General features: G+C 67.3%; 23 protein-coding genes and 1 tRNA gene. 13 read left to right on the top strand and 11 right to left on the bottom strand.

Going from position 1 to position 19,073, the window contains the following annotated elements; all coding sequences use genetic code 11:
* Positions 1–55: 55 nt before the first annotated feature.
* Both ACFXK0_RS15575 and ACFXK0_RS15570 read right to left on the bottom strand, forming a co-directional pair.
* A complete protein-coding gene (locus ACFXK0_RS15575; RefSeq protein WP_379410918.1) occupies positions 56–1,030 on the bottom strand; it encodes a serine/threonine dehydratase in 975 nt (324 codons plus the stop codon).
* Complete coding sequence (locus ACFXK0_RS15570; RefSeq protein ID WP_379410917.1) at positions 1,027–3,093, bottom strand: cytochrome c oxidase assembly protein; 2,067 nt, start codon at positions 3,091–3,093, stop codon at positions 1,027–1,029. Before ACFXK0_RS15570 ends, ACFXK0_RS15575 begins: the two co-directional genes overlap by 4 nt.
* Before the next feature lie 136 nt (positions 3,094–3,229).
* On the opposite strand from ACFXK0_RS15570, the gene ACFXK0_RS15565 reads away from it, so the two are divergent.
* Both ACFXK0_RS15565 and ACFXK0_RS15560 read left to right on the top strand, forming a co-directional pair.
* A tRNA-Arg gene (locus ACFXK0_RS15565) sits at positions 3,230–3,303 on the top strand.
* 98 nt (positions 3,304–3,401) lie between these two features.
* The gene (locus ACFXK0_RS15560; RefSeq protein ID WP_379410915.1) at positions 3,402–3,812 is read left to right on the top strand and encodes a hypothetical protein; all 411 of its coding nucleotides are present in this window, start codon (positions 3,402–3,404) and stop codon (positions 3,810–3,812) included.
* Here the strand turns inward: ACFXK0_RS15560 and ACFXK0_RS15555 are convergent.
* From ACFXK0_RS15555 to ACFXK0_RS15540, 4 genes are all read right to left on the bottom strand, one after another.
* Positions 3,796–4,182 carry a pentapeptide repeat-containing protein gene (locus ACFXK0_RS15555; RefSeq protein WP_379410914.1) on the bottom strand — a complete coding sequence of 129 codons (387 nt, stop codon included), beginning with the start codon at positions 4,180–4,182 and terminating at the stop codon, positions 3,796–3,798. The genes ACFXK0_RS15560 and ACFXK0_RS15555 overlap by 17 nt on opposite strands.
* Positions 4,183–4,330: 148 nt before the next feature.
* Positions 4,331–4,666 (bottom strand): EthD domain-containing protein, encoded by a 336-nt coding sequence (locus tag ACFXK0_RS15550; protein ID WP_379410913.1) that lies wholly within the window; start codon positions 4,664–4,666, stop codon positions 4,331–4,333.
* Between the two features lie 152 nt (positions 4,667–4,818).
* Positions 4,819–5,247 carry a MerR family transcriptional regulator gene (locus tag ACFXK0_RS15545; protein ID WP_379410911.1) on the bottom strand — a complete coding sequence of 143 codons (429 nt, stop codon included), beginning with the start codon at positions 5,245–5,247 and terminating at the stop codon, positions 4,819–4,821.
* Positions 5,248–5,385: 138 nt separating this feature from the next.
* Positions 5,386–5,994 carry a helix-turn-helix domain-containing protein gene (locus ACFXK0_RS15540; protein ID WP_379410969.1) on the bottom strand — a complete coding sequence of 203 codons (609 nt, stop codon included), beginning with the start codon at positions 5,992–5,994 and terminating at the stop codon, positions 5,386–5,388.
* 88 nt (positions 5,995–6,082) lie between these two features.
* Between ACFXK0_RS15540 and ACFXK0_RS15535 the strand changes: the two genes are divergently transcribed.
* The 3 genes from ACFXK0_RS15535 to ACFXK0_RS15525 are packed head-to-tail and all read left to right on the top strand — an operon-like array spanning position 6,083 to position 8,259.
* A complete protein-coding gene (locus ACFXK0_RS15535) occupies positions 6,083–6,709 on the top strand; it encodes a methyltransferase domain-containing protein (protein WP_379410910.1) in 627 nt (208 codons plus the stop codon).
* A gap of 25 nt (positions 6,710–6,734) precedes the next feature.
* On the top strand, positions 6,735–7,220 hold the full coding sequence (locus ACFXK0_RS15530; RefSeq protein WP_379410909.1) for a DinB family protein: 486 nt from the start codon (positions 6,735–6,737) through the stop codon (positions 7,218–7,220).
* A gap of 19 nt (positions 7,221–7,239) precedes the next feature.
* Positions 7,240–8,259, top strand: coding sequence for an alpha/beta fold hydrolase (locus ACFXK0_RS15525; RefSeq protein WP_379410908.1), 1,020 nt, complete (start codon positions 7,240–7,242; stop codon positions 8,257–8,259).
* Positions 8,260–8,277: 18 nt separating this feature from the next.
* Here the strand turns inward: ACFXK0_RS15525 and ACFXK0_RS15520 are convergent, their stop codons facing one another.
* Positions 8,278–8,865 (bottom strand): TetR/AcrR family transcriptional regulator, encoded by a 588-nt coding sequence (locus ACFXK0_RS15520; RefSeq protein WP_379410906.1) that lies wholly within the window; start codon positions 8,863–8,865, stop codon positions 8,278–8,280.
* A 135-nt stretch (positions 8,866–9,000) separates the two neighbouring features.
* On the opposite strand from ACFXK0_RS15520, the gene ACFXK0_RS15515 reads away from it, so the two are divergent.
* The 6 genes from ACFXK0_RS15515 to ACFXK0_RS15490 all read left to right on the top strand — a co-directional run bounded on the left by ACFXK0_RS15515 (position 9,001) and on the right by ACFXK0_RS15490 (position 14,432).
* Positions 9,001–9,918 carry an SDR family oxidoreductase gene (locus ACFXK0_RS15515; RefSeq protein ID WP_379410967.1) on the top strand — a complete coding sequence of 306 codons (918 nt, stop codon included), beginning with the start codon at positions 9,001–9,003 and terminating at the stop codon, positions 9,916–9,918.
* Between the two features lie 179 nt (positions 9,919–10,097).
* On the top strand, positions 10,098–10,223 hold the full coding sequence (locus ACFXK0_RS15510) for a hypothetical protein (RefSeq protein ID WP_379410904.1): 126 nt from the start codon (positions 10,098–10,100) through the stop codon (positions 10,221–10,223).
* An 81-nt stretch (positions 10,224–10,304) separates the two neighbouring features.
* On the top strand, positions 10,305–11,675 hold the full coding sequence (locus ACFXK0_RS15505; protein WP_379410902.1) for an ATP-binding protein: 1,371 nt from the start codon (positions 10,305–10,307) through the stop codon (positions 11,673–11,675).
* Positions 11,676–11,738: 63 nt separating this feature from the next.
* Complete coding sequence (locus tag ACFXK0_RS15500) at positions 11,739–12,614, top strand: ABC transporter permease (RefSeq protein ID WP_379410901.1); 876 nt, start codon at positions 11,739–11,741, stop codon at positions 12,612–12,614.
* A complete protein-coding gene (locus ACFXK0_RS15495; protein WP_379410900.1) occupies positions 12,607–13,437 on the top strand; it encodes an ABC transporter permease in 831 nt (276 codons plus the stop codon). Before ACFXK0_RS15500 ends, ACFXK0_RS15495 begins: the two co-directional genes overlap by 8 nt.
* Before the next feature lie 2 nt (positions 13,438–13,439).
* The gene (locus ACFXK0_RS15490; RefSeq protein WP_379410898.1) at positions 13,440–14,432 is read left to right on the top strand and encodes an ATP-binding cassette domain-containing protein; all 993 of its coding nucleotides are present in this window, start codon (positions 13,440–13,442) and stop codon (positions 14,430–14,432) included.
* Between the two features lie 6 nt (positions 14,433–14,438).
* Here the strand turns inward: ACFXK0_RS15490 and ACFXK0_RS15485 are convergent, their stop codons facing one another.
* Positions 14,439–14,759, bottom strand: a complete 321-nt coding sequence (locus ACFXK0_RS15485) for a hypothetical protein (RefSeq protein WP_379410897.1) — start codon at positions 14,757–14,759, stop codon at positions 14,439–14,441.
* A gap of 354 nt (positions 14,760–15,113) precedes the next feature.
* Here ACFXK0_RS15485 and ACFXK0_RS15480 point away from each other — a divergent pair, with 354 nt between their 5' ends.
* The gene (locus ACFXK0_RS15480) at positions 15,114–15,626 is read left to right on the top strand and encodes a DUF4254 domain-containing protein (protein WP_379410896.1); all 513 of its coding nucleotides are present in this window, start codon (positions 15,114–15,116) and stop codon (positions 15,624–15,626) included.
* Here ACFXK0_RS15480 and ACFXK0_RS15475 read toward each other — a convergent pair whose 3' ends face one another.
* Genes ACFXK0_RS15475 through ACFXK0_RS15465 form a run of 3 tightly spaced genes read right to left on the bottom strand, consistent with a single transcriptional unit; the run spans position 15,627 to position 18,261 of the window.
* Entirely contained in the window at positions 15,627–15,977 is a 351-nt protein-coding gene (locus ACFXK0_RS15475; protein ID WP_379410894.1) for a hypothetical protein, read from the bottom strand.
* Entirely contained in the window at positions 15,977–17,125 is a 1,149-nt protein-coding gene (locus ACFXK0_RS15470; protein WP_379410893.1) for a fatty acid desaturase family protein, read from the bottom strand. The genes ACFXK0_RS15475 and ACFXK0_RS15470 overlap by 1 nt, the downstream gene beginning before the upstream one ends.
* Before the next feature lie 44 nt (positions 17,126–17,169).
* The gene (locus tag ACFXK0_RS15465) at positions 17,170–18,261 is read right to left on the bottom strand and encodes a ferredoxin reductase (protein WP_379410891.1); all 1,092 of its coding nucleotides are present in this window, start codon (positions 18,259–18,261) and stop codon (positions 17,170–17,172) included.
* 144 nt (positions 18,262–18,405) lie between these two features.
* Between ACFXK0_RS15465 and ACFXK0_RS15460 the strand changes: the two genes are divergently transcribed.
* Complete coding sequence (locus ACFXK0_RS15460) at positions 18,406–19,053, top strand: TetR family transcriptional regulator (protein ID WP_379410890.1); 648 nt, start codon at positions 18,406–18,408, stop codon at positions 19,051–19,053.
* Positions 19,054–19,073: the final 20 nt, after the last annotated feature.

The raw sequence follows: 19,073 nt of genomic DNA, 5'->3' as shown, positions 1-19,073 counted from the left end.
GGGGTGCCGGATCGCGATCTGTGGACAACTTTCGCAGTTGTGGACATCCCCTGTGTCAGAGGACGGGCAGCTCGGTGTTCGCCCCGCACAGCACCACGATCGGGCGCACCCCGGGCTCGGGCTGGTAGACCCCGCTCTGCACCGCTGCCAGCGCCGCGGCGCCCTCGAGCTCCACGACCACCCGGAATTCGCGCCACAGGTACTCGCGTGCCGCCGCGATCGCGTCGTCGGCGACCGAGAGCGCCGGCATCCGATGACGTCGCGCGATGTCGAAGGCGATATCGCCGACCCGGGTCGCGCACAGCAGCTCGGTCGCCCTGGACTGCGCGCCGATATCCACCGGCCTGCCCGCGGCGAGCGCGGCCGAGAGCGCGGGCGTGTGCTCGGACTCGACTCCGACGATCTGTCTGCGCTTGCCCAGCGCGGCGCCCAGCCCGGCGATCAGCCCGCCACCGCCGACCGCGGCCAGCACCGGCGGCCTGCCGCGCACCTGTTCCTCCAGCTCGAGCCCGACGACACCGGCGCCGGCGACCACCGCGGGCATGTCGTAGGCGTGCAGATGCTCGGCGCCGCGCTCGGCGGCCAGGGTCACCGCCCGTTTCTGCGCCTCGGCGTAGCTGGTGCCGTGCCAGAGCACCTCGGCGCCGTGCGCCCACATCGCCGCGACCTTGGTGTGCGGCGCCGACTCGGGCACCACCACCGTGCACGCCTTTCCCAGCTGGGCGGCGGCCAGCGCGACCGCGATCCCGGCATTGCCGCCGGAGGCGACCACCACGTGCGCGGCCTTCTCGTCGGCGGTCAGCAGCGCGTTGAGTGCGCCACGCACCTTGAAGGTGCCGCCGTGCTGGAGGAACTCGAGCTTCAGCGAGACCGGCACCGGACCGTCCGGACCGTCCACGCTGGTGTGGAAGACCGGGGTCTTGCGCACTCGCCCGGTCAGCCTGCGCCGCGCCGAACGCACATCGGTGCGCAGGACGCGGGGCGGCTCACGCTCGGCCGATTCGCTCACCGGCACGCCACGTGCGCTCACCGGCGCGCCTCGCCGTCGCGGCGGGCCAGCTCGGCGTACATCGCGTTGTAGGCGGTCAGTTCGGCGTCGTTGTCACGGTCGGCGGCCCGGTCGGTGCGTTTGGCCAGCCGCTGATCGCTGCGCGACCACTGGATCAGCAGCGCCAGCATCACCACCACCAGCGGCACCTCACCGCTGGCCCAGGCGAAACTGCCGCCGTTGCGCTGGTCGGCGAGCAGATCGATGTGCCAGCCGAGGCCGAGCGTGCGGTAGAACCAGCCGCCGAGCACCGTGGTCATGCTCATCAGCGCGATGCCGAAGAAGGCGTGGAACGGCAGCGTGCCGAAGACCATGCCGAGCTTGGTCAGCGGCGCCACCTCGCGCGGCTTGGGATCGATGCCGATCACCACCCAGTAGAACAGGTAGCCGCTGATCAGGAAGTGCGCGTTCATCATCAGGTGCGCGGCGTGCGAGTCGACGTAGGTGTCGAAGATGCCGCCCAGGTAGAGCGCGTAGAAACCGGCCACGAAGATCACCGAGGCGACCACCGGCTGGGTCAGGAACCGCGACACCGGGTTGTGCACCGCGGCCAGGATCCACTCGCGCGGCCCCGGCACCCCGCCGCGACCGGCGGGGGTCAGCGCCCGCAGCGCCAGGGTCACCGCGCCGCCGAGCGCGAGCAGGATCGGCGCCAGCATCGACAGCGCCATGTGCGCGCCCATGTGCACGCTGAACATCGCGGGCGCGTACCGGCCGACGCCCGACGAGGTGGCCAGCAGCAGCACCAGACAGCCGCCGCACCAGGCGATGGTCCGTCCCAGCGGCCAGGCGTCACCGCGCTTGCGCAGCCGGTGGACTCCGAGCAGGTAGAGCGCGGCGAGCACGATCGCCAGCGTCCCGAAGATCAGGTCGAAGCGCCAGTCGAACAGCAGGCGCGCCACCGTCGGCGGCCCGTCGATGACATATCCCAGCTCGACTTCCATCGGCGTCGGCACCGCGGTCGGCGGCGGGGGCGGGGTGCGCCCGAGGCCGACGGCCAGGCCGATGGTGGCCGCGAAGATCAGCATCTCCACCCCGGCGAAGCGGATCAGCGCCGAACGATCGCGCGGGTCGGCCGCCAGCGCCGGCAGTGCGGCCCGGCGCTGCAGGTAGCCGATACCGGCCAGCACCAGCAGCGCGGCCGTCTTGGCCAGCACCAGCCGGCCGTAGGTGGTGGTGAACAGGTCGCCTGCGGGCACCCGCACCCAGGCGTTGACCACGCCGCTGACCGCGATCACCGCGATCGACACCGTCGCGGCCAGCGAGAACCTGCGCGCCGCGATATCGGTGTTCGCGCCGCCGCGCATCGCGTGCGCGAGCACCGCGACCAAACCGCCGACCCACACCGCCGCCGACACCATGTGCAGCAGCAGCGAGTTGGTCGCCACATCATGGGACCCGCCCGAGGACGAATGCCCGGTCAGCGCCAGCGGCATCATCGTGATCAGCGCACCGCCCAGCAGCACCGGGGTCCAGCCCCAGCGCAGCGCGCAGCGGCAGCCGATCGCCACGATCAGTGCGAGCAGCACCGTCGTGCGCCAGGCCCCGGCGACCTCGACCTGCGTGATCACCGGCCAGAGCTTCTCCGGCCGCCAGATGTCGAGCACCGGTTGCCCGGTGGTGTCCGACACCGTCAACGGCACCAGCAGCGCCGCGGCGCCCGCCCAGACCAGCGCCGCGGCGGAGGCGCGCCGCACCGCCCGGTACCCACCGGCCTCGAGCAGCCCGCTGTCTCGCGGCGGCAGCAGGAACGCCGCGAACAGCAACGAGCCGACCGTCACCGCGGCGGCCAGATCGGCGACAGCGCGCAACGCGGGCAAGCCATATGTTGTCAACGGCCCCGGATCGGGTATACCCAGCAGACTCAACGCCTGCGCCGCCGACAACCCGACCACCATCGCCGCGACCACCGCGGCCACCGCCCCCGCGACAGCGCTCAGCACTCCGAATGACGCAGCGTTCCCCGCCGCCGCAGTCCGACCCGGCTCCGCCGGTGGTCCACCGTCGACGGCGGGTCCAGCGGAGGGGTCCTGCGATAACGACATGACAACGAGGGTAGTTCGGTCGGCCCACCCCGCCCCGCTGGGGCTCTCCCCCACGCCCCCCTGCCCCGATCCGGTCGGTCGCTATACTTTTTCGAGCTGGACAGCAGGGCCGTGATCGGCCAATGTATATGCCACTGCCTCCGTAGCTCAGTTGGATAGAGCAAGAGCCTTCTAATCTCTAGGTCGCAGGTTCGATTCCTGCCGGGGGCACAAATGGCTCCTGACCTGCAAGAACTGCCGGTCAGGAGCTTCGACCTACTCCAGCACAATGCTCCAACAGCTAGAAACATTGCCCCTATTGTGGCTGTATGAGCCAGGACCTCGACGACATCAACGAGCTTCTCGAGGACTTCACGAGCGAGCTGCGGCAGCAGAACAAGGCCAAGGGCACGATCGATCTCTACGCGCGGGACGTCGGCTACTTCCGGAAGTACCTGATCAGCGAAAACCTGCCTCCGACCCTTGAGTCATTGACACGTCAGCGGCTCGGGGCGTACATCGAGCACACGCTCAACCGCCTGAATCAGCGCACGCAGAAGCCGGTAAACCCGGAATACGCGCACCGCCAGTACCGCAGCCTGCAGCAGTTCTGCAGCTCGGCCGGACGGACCAGCGCCAGTTCGCACGCCGAGGAGGCGCCAATCAGCCTGCGGGGCAACGTGGTTCAGCGGCAGGATGAAAAAGGGCTCAATGATAGCCGGGTCACGATCGAATGGTGACATCCACAGCTCCATTTTCGCTCAACCATTTCTTGAGCTCGAGACCCGCGAGAACCATAGCCGATTTCACTCCGACATCCACTGGACCAATTATGGACCCCGAAGCGCCTGCCACCGAACACCCGCCCATTCGTGCGCCCGAAAAGTCTGTCGAAGAAAACTCGCAGCCTCGCAGATCGGCGGATCCGAGATCGGCATCCGCAAAGCTTGCGCTCCGCAAGTCAGCACCAACCAGATTTGCACGCCGGAAGTCCGAATCCTCGAAGACCGCGCTCTGAAGACGGGCATCACAGAAAATACCACCAGATGCCGAACAGCCACGACCTTCGATCTTGCGGAGCCGCAGGGCCAGAAGGCCAACGCTTGACATCACTCCTGGTCCGGCCATAAATCAACTGCCCCATACTACTTTTCCTTCCCGCTGGGGCCTTCCTCGCGACGATGCTGCTGGTAGTCCTGTTCACCGACGCCGACATCACCAGTGGCTCATTCATGGCCTGGCCATTGCCTACACGCGCCTATTTGATGACGAGTTCCCCTGTCACCATCACGCCGATGGAACTGATCTCGATGAACGTGGCTTCATCGGGATGGACCAGCTCCTGATAATTCTTCGACGAAAAGAACGCGTCGTGATCCGGCCAGTTGTCGAACCAGATCTCGGTCAGGCCGTCGTACGCGGCACTGGGGTATCCCCGCGCTGGGACCGGGTGTGAGACCGCGTATTTCCGCACCAGTGCCTCAGCTTCCGGGATCGACATGAAAAGCGGTGCGTGCTTCGTCCGGTGGTGATTCACGAACTGCTCGAAGGTCATTTCCGGCACCCGGTTGATCATGAAGACAAGTTTGATCATGTATCTGATCCATTTCTTTGCGTAGTGTCCGGCCGGTCGTTCAGCCGCACACACCTACGCTAAAACCTCACATAGATGTGAGGGTCAAGACTCGGTGACGCAGCACACAGAGAAGGTCGATTTCTCCGGTACGCAGAACCGCGACCGTCGGCTCACCCGGAGGCCTCGAGCCGGATGGCGTCGCATCGGGCGCGCGTCACCGCATCTGCTCGGGGTTCGGCCGGGGTGTGCGGGTGATGCGCGCGATCGACGTCCATGAGTTCGTCGAGGGCGTCGCGGGCACGGGTAAGTTCGGCGATGTGCTCGGTCAGCCGGGCACGTTCGCGCGCCATCCGCTCGAAACCGATCTCCGCATTCCGCTCGGTGGGGGCATCGACACAGCGCACCAGCTGGGAGATCGTGCGGCTGGACAACCCGGCCGCGTACAGCTGGCGCAGCAGCAGCACCCGGTCGACGTGGTCGAGGGTGTAATGGCGTTGACCGCTGGGGCTTCGAGTGCTGGTCAGCAATCCCTGTTCCTCGTAATAGCGCAGTGACCGGACACTGGCTCCCGTGCGCGTGGACAACTCACCGATCCGCACAGCCGTCCTCCTCATGATCTGCGACACAGGCAGTCTCCTCGCACGTCCCATGTCAACTTTCAGCGTAATTCTGTCGCCGGCGCCCCACCCCCGGCGCCGGGCCCGGTCGCGGGTAAGCGCTCGGCGGCAAACAGGTGGTCACACATTATTGCCCTCGCCGTGCGATGACCCCGGTGCGTCGGCGCGCACGTGTGCACGCATCCCTTGCACACCGAACAGGATCAGCAATTCGACCGCACCGCCGTCGGCGCTGCCGAGCCAGTGCGGCAAGGATGTGTCGAACTCGGCGGCCTCGCCGGGCGGCAAGGTCAGGTCTTGCTCGCCGAGCACCAGCCGCAGGCGACCGTTGAGCACGTACAGCCATTCGAAACCGTCATGTGTCTGCGGTGTCGGTTCGAGCGGTTCGGGCACCGCGGGAATGATCATCTTGAACGCCTGCACCCCACCCGGCCGCCGCGACAGCGGTATGAAGATCAGCCCGAACCGCCGGATCGGCTTCAGGTGGATTCGGGGGTCGCCGGCGCGCGGGGCGCCGACGAGATCGTCGAGCGGAACGTCGTAGGTGCGCGCGAGGGGCAGCAGCAATCCCAGAGTCGCCCGGCGCTGCCCGCTCTCCAGCCTGGACAGGGTGCTCTCCGATACCCCCGTCCGCGTCGACAGGTCGGCGAGGGTGATGCCGCGATCTCGACGCAGCGCGCGCAGCCGCGGACCGACCAGGTCGAGCACATCGTCCGTTTCTCGATCCATGAGTTCCATCTTGCCGTAACAGCAAGATTGCGTGCCAGACCCAGCTTGGCCCGGAAACACTGAAAGTGTCCCGATCAAAGGAGTCTTGATGAGCCCCACCGACGCGGTCACCTTCTGGAACGGCGTCTACGCCGCCCGCTCGCCGGCAACCGACCCTCAGCCGAACGACCGTCTCACCGAGGTGGTTTCGGATCTGTCACCCGCAGACGCGTTGGATCTCGGATGCGGCGACGGCGGCGACACACTCTGGCTCGCCGACCGGGGATGGCATGTCACCGCCGTCGATATCTCGGCCGTGGCGGTCGCCCGGCTCGCCGACCTCACCAGTTCACGCGGCCTGGGTAACCGCGTCACCGCCGTGCGGCACGATTTATCGAAGTCCTTCCCACAGAGCCGATTCGACCTGATCTGCGCCCACTACCTACACACCCCCTTCGACCTGGACCGGGCCGACGTCCTGCGGGTGGCCGCGCACGCTTTGCGCCCGGGTGGGCGACTGCTGGTCGTCGACCACGGCTCGACCGCACCATGGTCGTGGAATCAGGACCCTGACCTCCACTATCCGAGCCCACAGGATGTCGCCGCGGGGATCGATCTGGATCCGGCGACGTGGCTCGTCGAGCGGGCCGACGCGCCCCGCCGGATCGCGACCGGACCGCAGGGACGCACCGCCGAGGTCATCGACCATGTCCTGCTGATCCGCCGCACTGCCTGACCGGCCACCGACGAAGGAGACCGTCGTGCCCTCCACCCACCGACGCCACGACGCCGCACCGCCCCGGACCGGTAGCAGCGAAACCGCTACTCTGCGCGCATTTCTCGACTACCTCCGGGCCTCGATTGCCGCGAAGGTCGACGGTGTCCCCGAACCGCACGTGCGAACAGCGGCGGTGCCGTCGGGCACGAACCTGCTCGGACTGCTGAATCACTTGACCTTCGTCGAACGCTCGATATTCCTCGGGGCCGATGTGACCGACTGGCAGGCGACATTTCGAGCCGCACCGGCCGACAGCGTGGCCGATGTCGTCACCCGCTACCGCGAGACAGTCGAGCGCGCGAACGAGGTTCTCGATGGGTGCGCCGATCTCGGCGCACCCATGCCGCAGTCGAAGCATCCCGCTCCCAGCGTCCGCTGGGCACTCGTCCACATGATCGAGGAGACCGGCCGCCACGCAGGCCACGCCGACATCCTCCGCGAATTGATCGACGGCGCCACCGGGCGCTGACTCCACAGGACAGGAACACATGATCACCGCAACCCGGCAGTCGTCGCACCGATCCGTACGCGCGATGGTGACCGTCACGCTGACCCTGCTGCTCACGGTCGGCGCCGCGGCGTGCACCACGCCGACCCCCGCCGACGTTCCCTCGCACGCCATTGCCACCCACAACGACCCGGAGTTCGGCAACACCTTCCGGCACGAGTTCGCCGATATCGACGGGGTCCGGATGCACTATGTGACCGGTGGCAGCGGCACACCGGTGGTGCTGATACACGGTTGGCCACAGACCTGGTTCGGCTGGTGGCCGATCATGCCGGAGCTGGCCGAGAAACACACCGTCTACGCCATCGACCTGCCCGGGCTGGGAGACAGCACCGGCTCACCGAGTGGCTACGACAAGGCCACCCTGGCCCGGTACGTGCACACCCTGATCGCCGATCGGCTCGGCGTGCGTGATGCCCGCATCGTCGGGCACGATTTCGGCGCCGCGGTGGCATTCCACTACGCCGCCCAGTTCCCCGCCGACACCGCACGCCTCGGCTACCTCGACCTGCCGCTCCCCGGGCCCGCGATCGATGCGCCCACCTACCGTTCGATGAGCTGGCATATCGCCTTCCACTCTCAGCGGCGGGTTCCCGAGGCGGTCGTCGACGACGACGTCCGCGAGTACCTGGCGCTGTTCTATCCGCAAGTCGCCTTCGGCGGATCGGCCTTCGGTGGCACGTCGGACCGATCGCCGTTCACCGACGCCGAGATCGACGAGTACGCACGGACTTACCGCCAACCCGAAAAACTGGCAGGCGGCTTCGAGCTCTACCGCGCTCTCGACCAGGACATCCGCGATGCCGTGACAGCGGCACCGACACAGGTGCCCACGCTGCTGATGACCGCCCAGGGCCAGCTAGACGCGGTCCGGGCCACCGTAGCCCCACGGATGACCAATATCGTGCGCGCAGTGGACGTGCCGAACGCAGGACACTGGCTCGTCGAGGAGAACCCGCAGTTCGTCACCTCGGAACTGTTGCACTTCCTCGACAGCTGAGTCTCCTCCGATGCGAGTTCACGTACCTGGAATCGCGGGATGTTCGACGGATGTGGTGAGTCGTCCAACAGTGTCCAGGGTTTCCCGGACGTGCTCGGCAAGGGAGCGCCGGTCAGGGTCGTCGATCCAATTTTCGAAAGCAACCTTGAAGGCGGCGATTCCGATTTCCGCCGCGAGGGCCGCGGTGGCGGTCTCCAGCCCGCGTGCGCGCAGCGCGTGAGCCAGGGTGGCAGCGAGAGTCGCGAGTTTGGCCAGTTCGCGCTCCTGGAGTTCAGGGTTGGCGGCGACGACGGCCTGGCGTTGCCTTGCCAGGTCTGCGCGTTCGTCGAAGACGGGAGCGGCTTCGGTCAGCGCGTGGGCGATCACCCCCAGTGGCGCGAGTGAGCTGGGCGCAGTGGCCGTCGCGTCCGCGAGGATGTCAACGAGGGGATTCGCCAGAAAGAGGACTTCCCGTTTGTCGGCGAAATGCCGATAGAACGTCCGATCGGTAAGCCCCGCGCGGGCGGCGATCTCCGCGACCGTGGTGGCCTCGAACCCCTTGTCGTTGTAGAGCTCCAGCGCCGCCCGCTCGAGTCGGCCGCGCGCATCGGGCTTCCATCGACTCATGCCGTGATCCTACAGCCTGATGTCATAGGCCGACATCAGGTGATGACAGAGACTGACATCAGTCCTATAGTGATGTCACCAACTGACATCACGGGCGTCTTTCGACAAAAGCGCCCGCAACAGAAGGGCACACCCATGCGTGTATTCGTCACCGGAGCATCCGGACATATCGGCTCCGCTGTCGTTCCCGAACTGCTCGAGGCAGGACACCGAGTCGTCGGCCTGGCCCGCTCGGACTCCTCGGCCTCCGCGTTGACGGCCGCAGGCGTAGACGTATACCGAGGCGACCTCGACGATCTCGATGGCCTCGCTGCGGCCGCCGCAGCGGCTGACGGCGTCATCCACCTGGCCTTCAAACACGACGCCATGTTCGCCGGCGACTTCGAAGGCGCGGTCGCAGCGGATCTGCGCACCGTAGAGGCACTCGGAGATGCGCTCGCAGGCTCCGGCAAGCCCCTGGTCACCACGTCGGGAACCATGCTGCTCGCCGGGTTGGATCACACCGCCACAGAAGCCGACGTCCTCGACGCAGGGCCGCGGATCGACGCCGAGAACGAGGTCGTCGCACTCGCCGCACGTGGCATCCGCTCGTCGGTGGTGCGGCTCGCTCCGACTGTGCACAGCGCGCAAGACCGCAACGGGTTCGTCCCGACCTTGATCTCCATCGCCCGGTCCACCGGCGTCGCCGCCTATATCGGCGACGGGGCCAACCGCTGGCCCGCCGTACACACCCTCGATGCCGCGCACCTGTTCCGGCTGGCGCTGGAATCCGCGCCGGCCGGGTCACGGCTACACGGCGTCGATGACCAGGGCGTGCCCTTCCGGCAGATCGCCGAGACCATCGGCGGGCGACTGAACCTGCCTGTTGTCAGCATCCCCCCGGCGCAGGCCGAGGCGCATTTCGGCTTTCTCAGCGGCCATGTCACGGTCGACAACCCGTCGTCGAACACGCTGACCAAGACCCTCCTCGGCTGGAAACCGGTCCGACCCGGCCTTATCGACGACCTCGTCCGAGGCCACTACTTCGGCGCTCCGGCAACCACATCCAGCTGAGCATTTCCACCGCATGGCATCGGTTCGACGACGCAGAGGACAACTTCCGAACCCTCACGATCGCGGGCCGGGCAGCCCTTCTCGTCGACCGGGATCGCGGCAGTCGTCGGGGAGCGGACGCGGTAGGGCCAGAATCGCCTTCGCCGGCGCGGCGGGCGGATCCGGAGAGGAGTTCGGCAATGCGATTCCGGGTCTGGACCGACGGACCGGTACTCTTCTGCCTCATGTGGATCATTCTCGCCATTTCCGTGGTCAGCTCCGTGATCATTGCGATCCTGTTCGCTACCGGCTTCCCGGAGCACTGATCGGGCGCACTGAGCGTCAGTAAGGTAGCGACTCGGTAGCTATCGGTCTGTTCCACCTCCATCCGGTGCGATGATCGGCGGATGCCGAACAATTGCCAGACCATCGCACGCTCCGATGACGGTCGTTCGTTCGTGGTTGCCGATGCCACCGGCTGCGGGCTGGTGGCCGGGTCGCTGGCGATCATCGCCAGCGCGCTGCACCGGCAGCTCGTGCTGGTCGAGGAACGGGCGGACACCTCGCCTGCGCGGTTGCGCGGACGGATGATCGGCACGCTGGTACCCGACGGTATCGATGTCGGCGCCGGGTATCCGGTCGACGACGGCACGGTCGAGCTGGTCGACGCGGCGACCGTGCAGGCGCTGCACGACACCACCGGCGCCCGGCTCGACATCGGCGTCAATCTCACCCCGCCCGGCGGCCCGGCCCGCCTGCTGCCCACCCGGTTCAACCGGCACACCTTCTGGTGCGGCCAGAGCGGCTCCGGCAAGACCTACGCGCTCGGCGTGGTGCTCGAGCAGCTGATCGCGCACACCGCGCTGCCGGTGGTGATCTTCGATCCCAACTCCGACTTCGTCCATCTCGGCGAGCTGAACCCGGACGCGAGCGGGCCCACCGCCGATGCCCTGCGCCGCCGCGACATCCGGGTGTTGCGGCCGCATCAGGGCGCGCTGCTGCGGGCCAGGTTCACCGAGATCCCGCTGCCGTCCAAGGCCGCGATCCTGCAGATCGACCCGATCGCCGATCGCGAGGAGTTCAACGAGCTGCTGCACCTGTCGACGGTGCTCTCGGCCGCCGACCTCGACGACACCCTGCCGCATCTGCGCGCCTCGGAGTCGCCCGCGCAGCGACGCCTCGCCATGCGGATCGAGAACCTCGGCCTGCTCGACTGGGAGGTGTGGGCTCGTGACCGGCGCGCGGTCACCGATGTGGTGGCCGAACGGCCCGACGCCACCGTGCTCGACCTGGGCGGTTTCTCCACCGCCGCACAGCAACTCGTCGTCGCGCTCGCCCTGCTCGACGACCTGTGGGACCGGCGCGAGGAACGCCGTCCGGTGCTGCTGGTCATCGATGAAGCGCACAATCTCGCCTCGCCCCGGCTGGATTCGCCGATCGCGGTGGCGGTCAGGGAGCGGCTGATCCAGATCGCCGCCGAGGGACGCAAATTCGGCCTGTGGCTGTTGCTGTCGACGCAGCGCCCGTCGAAGGTGCATCCCGGCATCCTGTCCCAGTGCGACAATCTGGCGCTGATGAAGATGTCGTCCCCGGTCGATCTCGCCGAGCTGGGTACCCACTTCGGTTACGCGCCCGCCGCATTGCTCGACCGCTCGCCCTGGTTCCGCCAGGGCGAGGCGCTGTTCGCCGGTGGTTTCGTGCCTGCGCCCGCGCTGGTGGCGATGAACACCCGGCTGACCAGACAGGGCGGTAGTGACGTCGGTGTGCCATTGCGCTGAACAACCGACGATCCGTGCCGTTTTCGTCCTGATCGCCCGGGATCGGCCTAGAGTTGACTGATTGTGCGGGGCAATGCGGAGGGGGACGGTCAACTCGCGATCGCGGTGCGCCGGTGTCCGGTCCGCCGCCGCAGGCCGAGCGTGATCGGGGTGTATTGGACGCTGGCGCGTGCCGGTTTCAAACGGCAGGCCCAGTACAAGCTGGCGATGTTCGCCGGGCTGTTCACCAACTGCGTCTTCGGGTTCGTGCGCGCCGCCGTGCTGGTCGCCGCGGTCCGCGCCGCCGGTGATTTCGGCGGCTACGACGAGGGAACCATCGGCGCGTACGTGTGGCTGTCGCAGGCGCTGCTCGGCGCCACCCAGTTCATGGGCCCGCCGATCGATCTGGTCGAACGCATCAAGACCGGTGATGTCGCCATCGATTTCCTGCGCCCGGTCGACGTGCAGCTGAGCTATCTGGCCGGCGACATGGGCCGTGCTGCCTGTACCTTCCTGCCCCGTGGTGTGCCGAGCATCCTGATCGGCGCGGCGACCTTCGGGCTGTCGATGCCGACGACCCCGGTGGCCTACCTGCTCGGCGTACTCAGTGTGCTGCTGGCGGTGGCGCTGTCGTTCCTGTGCCTGTTCGCGGTGGCGCTGATCGGCTTCTGGGTGGTGGAGATCCGTGGGATCCGCGTGCTCTACCAGATTGTCGGCACGTTCCTCGCAGGTCTTTTCGTACCGGTCCACATGTTCCCATGTTGGCTGCAGGCCATCGCCAGGGCGACACCGTTCCCCTCCATCCTGCAGGCGCCGATCGATACGCTGTCGGGCCGGGTCGCCGGCATGGAAGCGCTGTGTACCGTTGCAGCACAAGGATTTTGGGTGCTGGTGATCGGACTGCTCGGCAGAGTGATGCTGCGTGCCGGCCAACGCAGACTGGAGGTACAGGGTGGCTGAACCGGAGACCCGCATCGTGGCCGGGACCTGGTTCACCCCCTACCTCGCAGTATTGCGTTCGCGTGTGAAAGCACAGCAGGTGTACCGGCTCTCCTTCGCCACCGAGGTGTTCAGCGCGTTCCTGATCGGGCTGGTCGAGTTCGCCGAGGTCTGGGTGATCTTCCACAATGTCGGCACGCTCGGCGGCCTCGACGTGAATGCGGCGCTGTTGCTGTTCGGCCTGTCCAACACCTCCTTCTCGCTCGCCCAGGTCCTTGTCGGGCACCTCGATTCGCTACCGGCGATGATCCGGATGGGCGCACTCGACGCCTACCACCTTCGCCCGCAGCCGCTGCTGCTGCAACTGATCACCAGCGATATCTCGCTGCGCAGGTTCGCCCGCGCCGCCGTTGCGGTGATCGTGCTCGGTATCGGGCTCTGGCGCAACGACATCGACTGGGGCATCGGCCCGGTTACCTTGATCGTGATCACCCTGCTGAGTGGAATTGCGCTGTTCTGTGGCCTTTTCGTATGCGCGGCCGGACTACAGTTCTTCCTGATCGACGGTGCCGAGCTCACCAACAGCTTCACCTACGGCGGTTCGTTCGCCGCGATGCAGCCTGCCTCGGTGTTCCCCACACCGCTGAAACTGTTGTTCGGGTTCGCGATCCCCGTCGCGTTCACGGCGTACGTGCCGACCATCGCGCTGCTCGGCCTGCCCGGCCCGCCGCTGTTTCCCGCATGGTCGGCCTGGCTGACCCCGCTGGCGGCGGTCTGGGTGTGGTTGCTGGCGTTGTCGGCATGGCGGATCGGTACGAGGCACTATCAGGGAGGGGGTGGCTGACGATGGACGAACGAGACGATGCCGAACCGATCATCGACATCGATGACCTCACCCGGCAGTTCACGGTCTACCGCAAGAACGGCAGCCGCTGGCGCAGACACCGCGACACCATCACCGCGGTCGACCGGATGAGTTTCCGGGTCGAACGCGGCTCGGCGGTCGGCTATATCGGCGCCAACGGCGCGGGCAAATCGACCACGATCAAAATGCTCACCGGCATCCTGGTCCCCACCTCGGGCAGCGTGCGTACCTGCGGGCTGGAGCCGGTCCGTCAGCGCAGGGAGCTGGCCTCGCGTATCGGGGTGGTGTTCGGGCAGCGCTCGCAGCTGTGGTGGGACCTGCCGCTGCACGAGTCGTTCTCGATCCTGGCCGCGATCCACCGGCTCGACCCCGACATCGCCGACAAGCGCACCCACGAACTGGTGGAACAGCTCGAGATGGCCGACACGCTCGACACTCCGGTGCGCCAGCTCTCGCTCGGTCAGCGGATGCGCGCGGAAGTGGCTGCCGCGCTGCTGCATTCCCCGGAGCTGGTGATCCTGGACGAGCCGACGATCGGGCTCGACGTGCTCTCCAAACAGCGATTACGCGAGTTCCTGCGCGCCGAACGGATCGAGCGCGGCACCACGCTGCTGCTCACCACCCACGACATGGGCGATATCGAACGGCTCTGTGATCGCGTGCTCGTCGTCGATCACGGCAAGTTGGTGTACGACGGTTCACTGACCGGCCTCGGCGCCACCGTCGGTGCCCGCCGGGTGTTGGTGGTCGATCTGGCCGCGCCCACACCGGATCTCGACGATCTGCCGTGCGGGGCGCAGTTGCTGTCCAGCGAGGCGGGCGGCATGCGCCAGCGGCTGGCCTTCGACGCCGAGCACACCACCGCGGCGGCGTTACTGGCCGCGGTGTCGGACCGGGCGCAGGTGCGCGATCTCTCGATCGAGGAACCGGGCATCGAGGATGTGGTGCGGCGGATCTACGAATCCGCGCGCTGAGCGAATTCAGCTCGGCGCGTGCGGATTTCCGGAATACAGGCGCACCTCGCCGCCCTCCCCGAGAAAGGCGTTGACCAGCATGATGCGCTGCGCGTGCAACTCGGCCGCTTCGGGGGCGGTGGTGGTGATCGAGATCTGCGGAATGGCCGACCAGTTCACGACATAGCGTTCCGGTGGCCCGTCGTCGTCGGACAATCGCGCGATCCGGAACACCGATACCGCGTGGCGCTCCATCAGATCGCCCACGACATCGGCGATTCGCTGTGGGTCTTCCAGCGCGAACAGGAACCCGAAGGTCAGTTCGGGCGAGGACACATAGGCCGGCACATTGTCCGAGGTTAGTGCATCCTCCCGGCCCCGGCAGCGCACACCGGGAAATGATTGCCCGAAATGTGCCGAGCGGTTACCCGGGGGACGCACCGTGGTGACCCGGCCGTAACGGTGGATAACGATTTCCGCCGTCGCCCGGATTTGTACTCCGTACTATTGCGCGTCGGCCGCCGGTCGCGCTTTCCTGAAAGGGTCCCGAATTTCCCGGGTCGTCTTCCTCGCCGCAGCGTCGCGGACAATTCGTCGACGCCCGGGCGGGGCTACGCCGGTGCCGGGGAGCGCACCTCCCCCTCAGCCTCCCCGGCCCCGGCGTATCCAAGCACGAAACTGCGCATCCCAAGGGCGTGCACCATGCCGAACGATCCCGCCGGCCCTTCTGTGGACGCCACGCAACTGCCTTCGCCATCGGCACTGTTGCGCGCGTTCGGCCACTCCACCGACCAGGACCATCCGGTGCTCGAGGCGGCCTCATGCCTGGCGCACTGCCACGCCCGCAGGCGCACCGCCGTCGACGCCGCCCGCGATCCGGCGGCGGGCGCCGCCTCCGGGCAGCTGCTCGACGATATCGACGACACCCGCGCCACACTCATCGCCCGCATCGACGACTGGGTCGCGGGCAATGTCGCGCACCGCAGCGGCGCCTCGCTGCACACCGAGACCCTCGGCGCGGTGATCGACCGGATGGCAGAGAAATGGATCGCCGCCCAGCAGGCGCTGGGCGGCGATCCATTGACACGTTCCACACCGCGGCTGCGGGAGGCCCGCACCCACATGCACTGGTGCCGATTGGCCGAGCTGACCGACGGCTACCGGGATCTGATCACCGATGTGACCGAGCGGCGCCGACGGCTGCCGGTCTGGTGATCAGGGCTTGCCCTGTTCCCCCGCGACCGGTTCGGTCTCGGTGACGATCTCGGCATCGGTGACGACCGGCTCGGTGCGCCGATCCCCCGCCCTGGATTCGGGCCGCTCCGGCTCGTCGACATCCGCGTCGGCCTCGGTCTCGCGACGTTGTTCACGTTCTACCGCGGCATCGCGGCGCGCGGCCGCGGCCGCCTCGTTCATCTCGATCACATCGGTGACGAATTCACCGATTTCCCGGGCCACCTCGGCGACGGTCCCGGTGATGAGTGCGGCGATATTGCCGACCCGGCGGGCACCGGAGGACGTCAATTCCTGGACGAGGTCTTTGTCTGTCTCGAATTTCCCGATCATCACACGCCCACTTCGGTTGCCTTCCGATTACGGACAACGATAACACCGGGCCGCCGGGCCTTCTTCACGAAGCGATCGGGCACCGACAGCAGGAAGATCTTGGCCCACACCGAGCCGATCTGCTTGGAGAATCGGCCGGTGTTGTAGGGCAGGCCGTACTTCTCGGCCAGCGCCTTCACCTCGGGCGCCATCTCCGGGTACCGGTTGGCCGGGATGTCCGGGAACAGGTGGTGCTCGATCTGGTGCGACAGGTTGCCCGACATGATGTGGAACAGCCTGGAGCCCTTGATGTTCGCCGAACCGAGCATCTGGCGCACGTACCACTCGCCACGGGTCTCGACCTCGGTCTCCTCCTTGGTGAACGTCTGTACACCGGCGGGGAAGTGGCCGCAGAAGATGATCGAGAAGGTCCACAGGTTGCGCACCAGGTTGGCGGCGGCGTTGCCGGCCAGGGTGTGCAGGAACAGCGGACCGGTCAGCAGCGGGAAGGCCACGTAGTCCTTGACGACCTGCTTGCTCGCCTTGCGCGCCTGGCCCTTGAGCAGCGGCTTGAGGTCGGACCACTTGCGCTTGCCCTTGATGATGTTGTCGGCCTCGAGGTCGTGCACCATCACGCCCCACTCGAACAGCACCATCAGCAGGAAGGCGTAGATCGGGTTGCCCAGGTAGTAGGGGTTCCACTTCTGGCCCTCGTCGATGCGCAGGATGCCGTACCCGATGTCGCGGTCCATGTCGTGGACGTTGGTGTAGGTGTGGTGCATGAAGTTGTGCGAGTGCTTCCACTGATCCGCCGGGCACACGGTGTCCCAGTCGAATTCGCGGGAGTTGATGCCGCGCTCACGCATCCAGTCGTACTGACCGTGCATGACGTTGTGGCCGATCTCCATGTTGTCGAGGATCTTCGACACACCGAGCGCGGCCACGCCGGCCAGCCAGAACGGCGGCAGGAAGCCCAGGTACATGAGGCCGCGGCCGGCGATCTCGAAACCGCGCTGCGCCTTGATGATCTTGTAGATGTAGTCGCGGTCGCTCTCGCCCAGGTCGGCTTCGATGCGCGCGCGCAGCTCGTCGAGTGCCGTGCCCAGCTCCTCGACCTGGTCGGGGGTCAGGATGACCGGGCCGTCTTTGCCTTCGGTGAGGATCGTCATGTCGGTATCTCCCCTTGGTTGGTGAATCGGGCTGTGGTTGTCGTCTAGAGCGCGATGTCGACGTCGCCGACCGCGGTGTTCACGCAGATCTGGATCTGCTTGCCGGGATCGGCGTCGAGCTCGCCGGTGCGCAGGTTGCGGGTGCAGCCGGAGACCTTGGTGGCGGTGCAGGAGAAGCAGATCCCCATGCGGCAGCCGTATTCCGGGGTGAGCCCGGCGGCCTCGGCCTGGTCGAGCAACGGTGCGCCGGTGTTGTCGGCGGTGACGGCGCTGCCGGAGAAGGTCACGGTGCCGGTGGCCTCGGCCGGATCGGTGGGCACGGTGGTGAGGGTGAACTCCTCGCTGTGCACCCGATCGCCCAGGCCCTCGGCCTCGAAGAGGGTCTGCACCGAGCGCATCAGCGGCGGCGGGCCGCAGACGAAGGTCTGCGACTCGGCGAACCAGGGCGCCACGCGCTGGAGCTCGTCGTAGTCGAAGAACCCACTGCCGATGGAGGTTTCCCCGTCGACGACGGTGCCCGGCTCGACCGGGTAGCGGAATTCGACGCGGAAGTTGGGGCGGCGGTTGGCGATCGCGGTCAGTTCGGCGCGGTGCGGCACCAGCTCGGGCTGACGCGCGTAGTGCAGGAAGGTCACCGGGCCGGTGAAGCCCTCGGCGTCGAGGGTGCGCAGCATCGACAGCACCGGGGTGATGCCGGAACCGCCGCTGACCAGCAGCACCTTGGCGGGCCGCGGCTCGGGCAGCGCGAAGACTCCGGCGGCGGGCGCCAGATCGACGATCAGGCCCGGCTTCGCGTGCTCGTGCAGGTAGTTCGACACCAGCCCGCCCGGGTGGGCCTTGACGGTGAGCTGCAGGAAGCGATCGCCGCGGGTCTCCGGGTCGATCGGCGAGTAGCAGCGGGTGTGGCGAACGCCGTTGATCGAGACGCCGATCTGCACGTACTGACCGGCGGTGTGGCCGCGCCACGGCCGGGTGGTCCGCAGGGTGAGCGTCACCGAACCGGGGGTGACGTGCGAGACGTGGGTGACCTCGGCGCGCAGTTCCCGGGCGGTCAGCCCGGGGCGGACGAGCTCCAGGTACCGGTCCAGCGGGTGCGGCGTCGTCAACGTCTGCACCAGATCGATCAGTCCCACCATGTGCGTGTGCCCCTCTGCGGAAGTTCCTCGGCATGCGATCCACATTTCAGTGCACGCCTGTACACTCACCAGTGTGCCGGATGGACCCATCCCGCTGTCAACCGGCAATAATGTGAGGCGGGCTACATCTCCAGGGAAGTGACTATGGTGAACGGCTGTATGCTCACCGATGTGACTGAGCAGGCAGGAACCCGTAACGAGCGCAAAGCGCACACCCGGGCGGCCCTCCTCGACGGCACGCTGACGCTGGCCGCCGACCGCGGCTTCGCGGCATTGAGCCTGCGGGAGATCGCGCGTTCGGCCGGAATCGTGCCGACCGCGTTCTACCGGCATTTCGCCTCGCTCGACGACCTCGGCGCGACCCTGGTCGACGAGGGTGTGACCGCGCTACGGCTGGCCTTGCGCGAGGTCAGGCGCAAGCCGGACGCGCATCTGGCCGATACCGTGCGCTTCGTGTTCGACCAGGTGCGGGCCAAGCGCGCGCTGTTCGGTTTCCTCATCCGCGAACGCCACGGCGGCTCGGCCGCGCTGCGTCAGGCGATCGCGATGGAGATGCAGTTGATCGTGCGCGAGATCGTCGCGGATCTGTCCCGCCTGCGGGCGCTGGACTCGTGGAGCACGACCGAGCTCGAGATCGCCGCCGACCTGCTGGTCACCACCGTCACCGACGGTATCGCCGCGTTCGTGGCCGCCACGCCACGGGAGGAGGCGGCGATCGTCGAGCGCACGGTCATGCAGATGCGCCTGATCGCCCTCGGGATCGCGGGATGGCTACCCAAGAACACCGGCTGATCCACAGTGTGAACATTCGT

This window comes from Nocardia sp. NPDC059177, assembly GCF_042755165.1.
GTDB lineage: Bacteria > Actinomycetota > Actinomycetes > Mycobacteriales > Mycobacteriaceae > Nocardia.
This window is presented reverse-complemented; position numbering and strand designations above follow the sequence as displayed.